The organism is Novosphingobium sp., assembly GCF_041915465.1.
In the GTDB taxonomy this organism is placed as follows: Bacteria; Pseudomonadota; Alphaproteobacteria; order Sphingomonadales; family Sphingomonadaceae; genus Novosphingobium.
The window spans coordinates 1-9,996 of sequence record NZ_JAYSBK010000110.1 but is presented as its reverse complement, the minus strand read 5'-3'; the positions used below and the strand labels follow the sequence as shown (position 1 = coordinate 9,996).

Genomic DNA, 9,996 nt, shown 5'->3' with positions numbered 1-9,996 from the left:
CAAAGCTCTGCTGGGCATTCGAGAGCTGGTCGCCCTTGATCCCGCCGAGCCGCTTTACCGCAACGGGTAGCGTGCCGTCTTTGGCAGGATTGAGATAGGGTACGAGTTCGTCGCCCGGCTGGACGATGCCCTGCTGCAGATCGGTGGTGAGGACGGTATCGTCCACCATCTTGAATTCCAGCTTGGCCGTCTGACCCAGCAGGTTCTTCAGCGCGGTGGGATCGGAGAGGCCCGGCACCTGCACCACGATGCGATTGTCGCCCTGGCGGATGATGGTCGGCTCGCGGGTGCCCAGCGCGTCGATACGCTTGCGCACCACTTCGGTCGCGGTTTCCATCGCCTGGGTAACGGCCTGGGCAATGCCCGCTTCGGTCGGGGTGAGGACGATGGTATTGCCGTTGACGACGGTCAGATCCCAGTCGCGCTGGCCGGTCAACTGAGCGCCGCTGGTCAAGGTCTGGAGCTGTTCGCGCGCCGCGTCGACCTGCGACGGGTCCGCGACCATGAAGCTGACGGCACCATTCAGGGTTGAAATGTCGCCGATACGGATCGGCTTGTCCGCAGCGCGCAACCGCGCGCGGACGTCTTCTTCCATGGTTTCAAGGCGCTGGCGCTTCACCTGCTCGGCATTGGCCTCAAGCAGGATGTGGCTGCCGCCAGCAAGGTCGAGCCCCAGATTGACCCTGGGGCTGGGCAGCGCGGACGGCCAGGGCAGGCCCGCGACGGAGGAAATCGAAGGCAGCGCGGCCAGGGCGAACACAAGTGTCAGCGCCCAGAGCCACAGCTTCTTCCACGTAGGAAATTCGAGCATCGCGTTTCTATCGCCTTGCTAGCGGGAAATGCCGGATCAGTCGTTCGCGGCGGACGAGCCGAGCGGCGGCACGACATCGGCGATCGTCGACTTGAGCGCCTTGACCTTCACATTGGGACCGAGTTCGAGATCGACATAGTGTTCGTCGACCTTGAGCACCTTGGCGAGGAAGCCGCCGCCGGTCAGCACCTGATCGCCTTTCTTGATCCCGCCGATCTTGTTCTGCAGCTCCTTCTGGCGCTTCATCTGCGGGCGCAGGATCAGGAACCAGAACACGCCGACCATCGCCACAAGCGGCAGGAACTGCATCCAGGCGGGTGGCGCATCGCCGGCAGCAGCGGCCTGGGCGAGAGTGAAGAGGAGCTGGCTGGTCATGATCGGAATCTGCTTTCCTGAAACTGTTATCCGGCGCGAGCCGGACAGAATTGCGCGCGCCTAGCAGTTACGCCGTAGGAAGGCAACGCGCGGCCCCGCACTCACCCCCCGTTGGCACCCCGCCCGGCGCGCCCTTCAGATGGCACCTTGCCGGGCGGGTTCAAGGGTAAGTTTGGCCGCCCGGCAAATTCGCACATCCGACTCGCTTGCCATGTCGCGCACTCCTGCCTATAGGCGCGGCTCCCCGGGCCAATGCGGTCCTGCGGAAAATCACGGTCGGGACGTAGCGCAGCCTGGTAGCGCATCACACTGGGGGTGTGGGGGTCGGAGGTTCGAATCCTCTCGTCCCGACCAATTTTCCGAACAGATCGGCCGTTCGGGCCTCGGTTATCTGCCCTTCCACATCGGCGCACGCTTTTCGGCAAAGGCCAGCGGCCCCTCGCGCGCGTCCTCGCTGGTGCGCCAAGCCACGAAGGCGGGCTCTGTCGGCTGCGCTTTCATCGCCGCCTCGACATCCCCGGCCACCAGCCCGCGCTGGACGAGCGCCTTCGAGGCGCGCACAGAAACGGGCGAGCACTTCAGGATGTCGGCGCACCAGCGCGCCACGGCTTCACCCAGTTGATCGTCGGGCACGACTTCGGTGACGAACCCCATGCGCAGGCCCTCGGCGGCGCTAACGCGTTTGGCCGCAAGGATCATCCCCATCGCCTGCTTGAGCGGCGCCATCCGCACCAGCCGGTGCAACCCCGCCCCCAGCGCAATCGCACCGACCAGCGGTTCCGGCAGGCCGAAGCTCGCGTTTTCGGCGGCGATCACGATGTCGCAGGCCAGCGCAAGCTCGAACCCGCCGCCAAGCGCCAAGCCATTGACCGCGGCAATGATCGGCTTGGGGCAATCGAATCGCGCGATCAGGCCGGCATAACCATGCGGCGGATATTGCCGCGCACCGATTGCGGCGGCCTCCTTGAGGTCCGACCCGGCGCAAAAGCCCCGCCCCTCGCCCGTGACGACGCAGATGTATTCATCCTCGGTGGTTGCGAAGGCATTGAAGGCATCTTCAAGCTGGTAATGCATGTCCGAGGTAATCGCGTTGAGCGACCCAGGCCGCGCCAGCGTGATCGTCCGCACCCCGCCAGCCACCTCGATCCGGATATCCGCCATCTGAATTCGCCTCTCGCTCTCCGTAAGCCGAAAGGTCGGGCAGCGCCGGCGGGCTTGGCAAGACAATTTTCCTACACTAACCATATTGGTTATGCATTTCGGATTTTCCAACCAAAGGAAGCTACCCGATGCCCCTGCTAGATTCGCTGATTTCTCCGATCGCCTCGATCATCGACAAGGTGATTCCCGACAAGGCCGCCCGCGACAAGGCCAAACTGGAACTGCTGCAACTGCAGGGCTCGCAGGAACTGGCCGAGATCAATACCCGGCTTTCCGCCATCGTCGCCGAAGCCAATTCCAACGATCCGTGGACCAGCCGCGCACGGCCGAGCTTCCTCTATGTGATGTACGTGCTGCTGCTCAGGGCCCTGCCGATGGGCGTTCTGGCCGCCTTCAGTCCGGACAAGGCCATCGCTAACGGCCAGGGCATGAACGCCTATCTCTCCGGACTGCCAGAGCCGCTCTATGCGCTGTTTGGCACTGGCTATCTTGGCTACACGGCAGCGCGCCAGTGGGGCAAAATCGCCGGCAGCGACAAGTAGGGCCGTCCGCCCCCTTGACCAGCGCCTGCCGATAAAGCCCGGCTTGGTTAGTTTCGGGTAACTTTTTGGCGCTATGCCAAGTCTTGGCGATCCGCAGGCATTTGCGGGCATCGCGGGAGTATGCAGAACTTGGGCGCGAAAATTTCCCTCATTGCCGGGCCGGGCACGATGTTTGCGGCAATCGCCGCCGCAGCGCTGCTGCTGGGCGGCTGTTCCGGACGCGACCAGGAGCTTGCCGAAAACGCGGCTCGCGCCGAAGCCGCTGCCAAGCGCGCCGAAGATGCCGCCGCCCGCGCCGAAGCAGCAGCCAAGAAGGCCGGCGCCGAACCTGCTCCCGCCGTGGTCGAGGCCGAACCGGAAGTGCTCGATACCGAGCCCGACAACCCGGTACCCGAGCAACCGGCGGACGACCCCGCGCCCACCACGCAGGGCTGACCCCGCGCTTCGCGCTTGCCTGACGGCACGGCGCGACTATTGAAGCGGGAAGACCGGTTTTTGGGGAGCGCCCGCGTGGCCAGCAAGATAATCCATGTCATTCACGGGCCGAACCTCAACCTGCTCGGCACGCGCGAGCCGGAAATCTATGGCCGCGAGACCCTGGCCGACATCGACGCACGGATCGCCGCGCGCGCCGTCGAACTGGGCTTCTCGGTCGAGGCGCGCCAATCCAACCACGAGGGCGATCTGGTCACATGGGTCCAGAATGCCGGGCTAAGCGGTGCTCATGCCGTGTTGCTCAACGCCGGTGCCTATACCCACACTTCGGTCGCGCTGCATGACGCGATCCGCGGGATCAAGACGCCGGTGATCGAGGTCCACCTTTCGAACCCTCACGCGCGCGAGGAATTCCGCCACAAGTCGTGGGTCGGCATGGCCGCCAAGGGCACGATCTGCGGGTTCGGCGCGGAAAGCTATCTCATCGCGCTGGAAGCCGCCGCGCGGCTTTGAAGCCGTCCGTGCCGTGGACGCTAGGGGAAAAGCCCCGTTTTCACGCTTGCCCTTCCCTCATGACCCGCGCATAGGCGCAGTTCTGGGCTGCATGCAGCCACTTCGCAGGTTCAACAAGGGGATCGCATGAGCGACGCAAAGGGCGCCAGCCGTTCCGGGAATGGTGGTATGAACATCGATAGCAAACTCGTTCGCGAACTGGCCGAACTTCTGGCCGAAACCGGCCTCACCGAAATCGAGGTCGAAGACGGCGATCGCAAGATCAAGGTCGCGCGCCAGGTCACCCAGGTGGCTGCCGCGCAGGTGGCCGCCGCTCCTGTCGCCGTGGCTGCCCCGGCCGCCGCTGCCGCGCCCGCCGCCGCTCCTGCCGCTCCGGCCGACGATGCCAATGCGGTCAAGTCGCCGATGGTCGGCACGGTCTATCTTGCGCCCGAACCGGGCGCCGCAAACTTCGTCAGCGTTGGCCAGACGGTCAAGGCGGGCGACACGCTGGTAATCATCGAAGCGATGAAGGTGATGAACCCGATCACCGCGACCAAGGCCGGCACTGTCACGGCGATCCTGGTCGAAAACGCCCAGCCGGTCGAATACGACCAGCCGCTGGTCGTGATCGCGTAAGGCGAGCGCAACACATGGGCATTTCCCGGCTGCTGATCGCCAATCGCGGCGAGATCGCGCTGCGCATCCACCGCGCGGCTCACGAAATGGGGATCGAGACGATCGCGGTGCATTCCACCGCCGATGCCGATGCCATGCACGTGCGCCTGGCCGACCATGCCGTGTGCATCGGGCCGCCGGCCGCCAAGGACAGCTATCTCAACACCGCCGCGATCATTTCCGCGGCCGAGATCGCCCATGCTGATGCGATCCACCCCGGCTATGGCTTCCTTTCGGAAAACGCCCAGTTTGCTGAAATCGTCGAGGCCCACGGGATCACCTGGATCGGCCCCAAGCCCGAACACATCCGCACCATGGGCGACAAGGTTGAGGCCAAGCGCACCGCTGGCGCCCTCGGTCTGCCGCTGGTTCCTGGCAGCGACGGCGCGATCAGCGATCCGGTCGAAGCCGCCAAGATTGCCGAGGAAATCGGCTATCCGGTGATCATCAAGGCCGCATCTGGCGGCGGCGGGCGCGGGATGAAGGTCTGCAATGGCCCGGACGAGCTTGAAACCCTGATGCAGCAGGCCGGGAGCGAGGCCAAGGCCGCGTTCGGCGACGCCACGGTCTATCTTGAAAAGTATCTCGGCAATCCGCGCCACATCGAATTTCAGGTGTTCGGCGACGGCAATGGCCAGGCGATCCACCTCGGTGAGCGCGACTGCTCGCTCCAGCGCCGCCACCAGAAGGTGCTGGAAGAAGCGCCCTCGCCCGTCATCAGCCCCGAAGAGCGTGACCGGATGGGCGGCATCGTTTCCAAGGCGATGGCCGACATGGGTTATCGCGGCGCCGGCACGATCGAGTTCCTGTGGGAAAACGGCGAGTTCTATTTCATCGAAATGAACACCCGCCTGCAGGTCGAACACCCCGTGACCGAAGCGATCACCGGGGTCGACCTGGTGCGCGAACAGATCCGCATTGCCGATGGCAAGCCGCTGTCGGTGCGCCAAGAAGACATCGAGTTCAAGGGCCACGCGATCGAATGCCGCATCAACGCGGAAGATCCCTGGACCTTCGCCCCCTCGCCGGGCCTGGTGACGAACTATCACGCCGCCGGCGGGATGCACGTGCGCGTCGATTCAGGGCTCTATGCCGGGTACAAGATCCCGCCCTACTATGACTCGATGATCGCCAAGCTGATCGTCTCGGGCCGCAGCCGCGAAGGCTGCATCATGCGCCTGAAGCGCGCGCTGGAAGAAATGGTGATCGGCGGCGTCAAGACCTCGATCCCGCTGCACCAGGCGCTGATGAACGAGCCCGATTTCATCCACGGCGATTACACGATCAAGTGGCTGGAGGAATGGTTGGCGCAGCGGGCTGGCTAACGCTGCCGCCGCCGCTTCATCGAAGCGGCAAAAGCGCGCGCAACAGGAGTTGGACTGGTTGTTCGTCACCTAGCCAGAACTGGCGGGTGCTGCCGTCGGGCGCGGCGAAGGTATAGATGTAGCAGCCATCATATCGGCTATACCCGACGTGGGCCAAGTGGAGCTGTTCACCCTCCACCAGATCGTTGCCCTTGATCGTCGAAGCTTCGGCCGAAACCCAGAAAGCCGCCCCCAATTCGAGCACCTTCGCGCGGTCGCTCCAATCGGTCATCGCCGTTGCTATTCCAGCGGCACGCCCGGCAGCTGCTTCGCGGTGCGGATCGTCAGCGAGGTCTTCACGCTTGCCACATTGGGCGCGGGGGTGAGCTTGCTGGTCAGGAATTCCTGAAAGCTCTGCAGGTCCTTGCTGACGATCTTGAGGATGAAGTCGATCTCGCCATTCAGCATGTGGCATTCACGCACTTCGGGCAGGTTCTTCATCGCGGTCTCGAATTCCCGCAACGAATCCTCCGCCTGGCTCTTGAGCGAGACCATCGCGAAGACGGTAATGGCAAAGCCCAGCTTCGAGGCATCGAGATCGGCATGATAGCCGCGGATCACGCCCGCTTCCTCAAGCGCGCGGACGCGGCGCAGGCACGGCGGCGCGGTCAGCCCGACGCGGTTGGCGAGCTCGACATTGGTCACCCGCCCTTCGTCCTGAAGCTCGGCCAGCAGCCTTCGGTCGATTGAATCCAGATTTGCCATCACGCCCCACTCTTTCGCGGTCAAACGGGCAAAACAATGCCCTGCCGCTGCAATATTCACAGCTAAGAATGTCTGCCCGCGATAATTTTATTGTTTCATATCGTAACTGTCCCACTTTGCAACGCACCATTCACGCCGGTTCCCGTCGTGGACAAGTCTGGTAGGTTGAATTGCAGGCGGGCTGGCTTCCTGCAACTGGAGCAGACATGCGTTTCGACGATCGCCTTTGCACGGTGCTGCGCAATCGCGCAGAAGGCCCCGGCTTGCGTCGAATCCAGTACCGCCAGTTGCTCGACCTGCTCGGCACCTCGCCCGCCGAAGCGCGCGGAGAGCAGATCGACGCCGCTTTCGTCCGGCTTAGCGAGCTTTCAAAGGCCATTCCTTGCGAACAGCGCGCGGCCATTCTTGGCGAGCACGGGCTGCGGCTGCGCTCCCCCCGGCTGGTCGCGACGCTTGCCGCCGCCGAATCCGCAGTTGCCCGCGCCGCGCTGACCCGTGCGCAGCTTGCCCCCGAACAGTGGCTTGATCTGCTGCCGGCGCTGCACCCGGCGGCGCGCGTCCATCTGCGCGCCCGCCACGACCTTTCGCCCGAAGTGGCAAGCCAGCTCGACCGGCTTGGCGTCCACGAGCGCGGCCTGCCAGCAGGCGGGATGAGCCAGGCCGTAAACGATGATTCGCCCTCCGCGCCTGCGCGCCCGGTTGCGCCGGCCACTCAGGCCCAAGCAGAAGCCGTGGCCGATGCGCCGGTCCCGCCGCCGACCGGGCCCCAGGATGAGAGCCAGGGGATCGGTGCACTGGTCCGCAAGATCGAAGCCTATCGCAAGCAGCGCGAAGGGGCCGAGCCGCGCCCCTCTGCCGATGCCCCCCGTCTGCCGCTGGGCGAAGACCACGTGCTTGCGGTGCCGACCCACGCGCGCGCCTTCGACTTCGCGACCAATCCGGCGGGCCAGATCGTTTGGAGCGACCCCGGCGTCGCGCCGATGGTTACCGGCCTGCATCTTGGCGCGCGCGATGGCACGGGCGGGATCGCGGGCAATCCTGCGCTGCTTGAGGCCCTGCGGCGACGCCAGCCGATCCGTGCGCAACGCGCCGCGATCGCCGGCGCACCGGCTGTCTCGGGCAAATGGCAGATCGATGCCGCGCCCTGGTTTGATCCCTTGAGCGGACGGCACATGGGCTGGCGTGGACGGATGCGCCGCCTGGCCGATGCCGAGACGGCAGCTGGTGCGATCACGGCGGCTCCAGCCGCGCGCGACACCGAGTCTGACCGCATCCGGCAGATGCTGCATGAACTGCGCACCCCGGTGAACGCGATTCAGGGCTTTGCCGAGGTGATCCAGCAGCAGTTGTTCGGTCCCACCCCGCATGAATACCGGGCACTGGCCTCGACCATCGTCGGCGATGCGGCGCGCATGCTTTCGGCCTTCGAAGAGCTGGAACGGCTTGCCAAGCTGGACAGCGCGGCGATCGAGCTGGAGCCGGGCGATACCGACGCGGCCGAAGTGCTTCAGGCCACCATCGCCCAGCTTTCGGCCCATACCCGGCAGCGCGGCAGCGGCTTTGACCTCAAGGTAGAGGACGGTCCGCTGGCCGTAGGCTTGGCGCGGCTGGAAATGGAGCGGATTGCCTGGCGCCTGCTCGCCACGCTAGCCGGGATCTGCGCGCCGGGAGAATTGCTCAAGGCCAGACTGCGGGCCAAGCGCGGCGTTGTCCGGTTCGACATCGCGCTGCCCGCACAACTGTCCTCGCGCGAGGGCGACGACGTTTTCCAGGCTGCGGCCGGCACCATTCCGCAGGTGATTTCCGCCGGTGTTTTCGGGGTGGGTTTTGCCCTGCGCCTGGCCCGCGCCGAGGCCAAGGCGGCCGGCGGATCGCTGATCCGGAAGAACGACCGATTGCGACTTGAACTGCCGGGCTTGACCCGGCAGGAAGCTAGCAATAACCTTGGTTATCAATCCGGGGGATAATCGCAGGTCTCCTCGCGTGGGCGTGCAACCTTAGGTTACGAGGGGATTTCCACCGGTGGCGGACGACCGCATCACGGACCTGCCCAAGGAAGAGGCGTTGGCGCGCTTCAAGCCCGGTTTCGGGCAGCGCTTCATTTTGACCGTCGACACCGAGGAAGAGTTTGACTGGACCCGCCCGATCGATCGGACCGCGCATACTGTTCACACCGTGCCCCGGCTCGCCAAGTTCCAGGAATTCTGCGAGGGTCAGGGCGTGGTCCCGATCTACCTGGTCGATTACCCGATCGCGACATCGCCCGCCGCCGCCGACATCCTGCGCACGCCCCTGGCCGAGGGCAAGGCCGAGATCGGCGTGCAATTGCACCCCTGGGTCAGCCCGCCGCACGACGAACAGGTCAATGAATATAACTCATTCGCGGGCAATCTTCCGCCACAACTGGAGCGGGAGAAGTTCAAGCGCCTGCGCGATACGATCGAAAAGAATTTTGGCGCGAGCCCGCGCATCTACCGCGCCGGACGCTATGGCGTGGGACCGAACACGGCAGAGATTCTGAGCGACAACGGCATCGCGATCGATAGCTCGGTGCGCAGCCGGTTCGATTACAGCGCCTTTGGCGGACCCAATTTCCGCGACTTCCCGGTGGTGCCGTACTGGATCAACCGCAGCAGGGGCCTGCTCGAACTGCCGCTCACTACCGTTTATTGGGGGCCCCTGCGCCAGCTTGGCCCCTGGCTTTATCCGATGATGTGGCGCGTGCCGCGCCTGCGCGGAGCGCTCGCCCGGATTGGCCTGATGGAGCGGATCCCCCTCACCCCCGAAGGCGTGACCAGCGAGGAATCCCTGCGCGGAATCGACATTGCGCTCGACAGCGGGCTGCCCGTGCTGGTGTTCAGCTTCCACAGTCCCTCGCTCGCCCCCGGTTACACGCCCTATGTGCGCAGCGAGGATGACCTCGACCGGCTCTATGACTGGTGGCGCACCGCCTTTGCCTATCTGCGCGAGCGCGGCGCGACACCGACCTGCGTCGCCGAGATCATCGACTCCATCGCGCTTGCTTAACTGGTCGCACCAAGCTAACCCGCGCCGGTTCATTCGCTGGACGGGCCCGTAGCTCAGTTGGTTAGAGCTGGCCGCTCATAACGGCTAGGTCGCGGGTTCGAGTCCTGCCGGGCCTACCACCCGATGAACATGGCTCCCGGTCGGGGAGTAGCGCAGCCCGGTAGCGCGCCTGCTTTGGGAGCAGGATGTCGCAGGTTCGAATCCTGTCTCCCCGACCAACCAGCCACGCCGTGCGGGCTTGCCCGGGCATCTCGAATGCCGCAAAGCTGCAACCATGCTCGAACGCCTCCCGCGCTCCATCGCCATTGCCTTTGCGGCGCTGTTTCTGGCGGCTTCGACGTGGTGCTTCATCGCGCCGGGCAAGGGCGCGTCGGCGGCTTCGGCCGGGCAATATACCGACATGATG

Annotated in this window: 11 protein-coding genes, 3 tRNA genes and 1 pseudogene; 10 read left to right on the top strand and 5 right to left on the bottom strand. The window is 64.9% G+C overall.

The window, feature by feature from the left end; all coding sequences use genetic code 11:
• Together ACE3SN_RS14580 and yajC are read right to left on the bottom strand one after the other, a co-directional pair.
• Nucleotides 1-811, bottom strand: a pseudogene (locus ACE3SN_RS14580) (protein translocase subunit SecD); the annotation flags it as partial.
• A gap of 36 nt (nt 812-847) precedes the next feature.
• On the bottom strand, nt 848-1,186 hold the full coding sequence (yajC, locus tag ACE3SN_RS14575) for a preprotein translocase subunit YajC (RefSeq protein WP_374531211.1): 339 nt from the start codon (nt 1,184-1,186) through the stop codon (nt 848-850).
• A 277-nt stretch (nt 1,187-1,463) separates the two neighbouring features.
• On the opposite strand from yajC, the gene ACE3SN_RS14570 reads away from it, so the two are divergent.
• Nucleotides 1,464-1,540: transfer RNA gene (locus tag ACE3SN_RS14570), tRNA-Pro, on the top strand.
• Between the two features lie 33 nt (nt 1,541-1,573).
• Here the strand turns inward: ACE3SN_RS14570 and ACE3SN_RS14565 are convergent.
• A complete protein-coding gene (locus ACE3SN_RS14565) occupies nt 1,574-2,347 on the bottom strand; it encodes an enoyl-CoA hydratase-related protein (RefSeq protein ID WP_374531209.1) in 774 nt (257 codons plus the stop codon).
• 128 nt (nt 2,348-2,475) lie between these two features.
• Here ACE3SN_RS14565 and ACE3SN_RS14560 point away from each other — a divergent pair, with 128 nt between their 5' ends.
• The 5 genes from ACE3SN_RS14560 to accC all read left to right on the top strand — a co-directional run bounded on the left by ACE3SN_RS14560 (nt 2,476) and on the right by accC (nt 5,819).
• A complete protein-coding gene (locus tag ACE3SN_RS14560; RefSeq protein ID WP_374531207.1) occupies nt 2,476-2,889 on the top strand; it encodes a holin family protein in 414 nt (137 codons plus the stop codon).
• Between the two features lie 168 nt (nt 2,890-3,057).
• Nucleotides 3,058-3,324 (top strand): hypothetical protein, encoded by a 267-nt coding sequence (locus tag ACE3SN_RS14555; protein ID WP_374531205.1) that lies wholly within the window; start codon nt 3,058-3,060, stop codon nt 3,322-3,324.
• Between the two features lie 75 nt (nt 3,325-3,399).
• The gene (gene aroQ / locus ACE3SN_RS14550) at nt 3,400-3,837 is read left to right on the top strand and encodes a type II 3-dehydroquinate dehydratase (protein WP_374531203.1); all 438 of its coding nucleotides are present in this window, start codon (nt 3,400-3,402) and stop codon (nt 3,835-3,837) included.
• Between the two features lie 168 nt (nt 3,838-4,005).
• Nucleotides 4,006-4,455: an acetyl-CoA carboxylase biotin carboxyl carrier protein gene (accB, locus tag ACE3SN_RS14545; protein WP_374531201.1), complete on the top strand. Its 450-nt coding sequence runs from the start codon at nt 4,006-4,008 to the stop codon at nt 4,453-4,455.
• Nucleotides 4,456-4,469: 14 nt separating this feature from the next.
• Nucleotides 4,470-5,819 (top strand): acetyl-CoA carboxylase biotin carboxylase subunit, encoded by a 1,350-nt coding sequence (accC, locus tag ACE3SN_RS14540; RefSeq protein WP_374531199.1) that lies wholly within the window; start codon nt 4,470-4,472, stop codon nt 5,817-5,819.
• Nucleotides 5,820-5,835: 16 nt separating this feature from the next.
• Here the strand turns inward: accC and ACE3SN_RS14535 are convergent, their stop codons facing one another.
• Nucleotides 5,836-6,090: a hypothetical protein gene (locus ACE3SN_RS14535; protein ID WP_374531197.1), complete on the bottom strand. Its 255-nt coding sequence runs from the start codon at nt 6,088-6,090 to the stop codon at nt 5,836-5,838.
• An 8-nt stretch (nt 6,091-6,098) separates the two neighbouring features.
• Nucleotides 6,099-6,563 (bottom strand): Lrp/AsnC family transcriptional regulator, encoded by a 465-nt coding sequence (locus ACE3SN_RS14530; RefSeq protein ID WP_374531213.1) that lies wholly within the window; start codon nt 6,561-6,563, stop codon nt 6,099-6,101.
• A gap of 206 nt (nt 6,564-6,769) precedes the next feature.
• Here ACE3SN_RS14530 and ACE3SN_RS14525 point away from each other — a divergent pair, with 206 nt between their 5' ends.
• The 4 genes from ACE3SN_RS14525 to ACE3SN_RS14510 all read left to right on the top strand — a co-directional run bounded on the left by ACE3SN_RS14525 (nt 6,770) and on the right by ACE3SN_RS14510 (nt 9,808).
• Nucleotides 6,770-8,530: a sensor histidine kinase gene (locus ACE3SN_RS14525; protein WP_374531195.1), complete on the top strand. Its 1,761-nt coding sequence runs from the start codon at nt 6,770-6,772 to the stop codon at nt 8,528-8,530.
• Between the two features lie 55 nt (nt 8,531-8,585).
• The gene (locus ACE3SN_RS14520; RefSeq protein ID WP_374531193.1) at nt 8,586-9,590 is read left to right on the top strand and encodes a polysaccharide deacetylase family protein; all 1,005 of its coding nucleotides are present in this window, start codon (nt 8,586-8,588) and stop codon (nt 9,588-9,590) included.
• A gap of 42 nt (nt 9,591-9,632) precedes the next feature.
• Nucleotides 9,633-9,709, top strand: a tRNA-Ile gene (locus ACE3SN_RS14515).
• A gap of 22 nt (nt 9,710-9,731) precedes the next feature.
• Nucleotides 9,732-9,808 (top strand) — tRNA-Pro (locus tag ACE3SN_RS14510).
• The last annotated feature ends 188 nt before the right edge of the window (nt 9,809-9,996 follow it).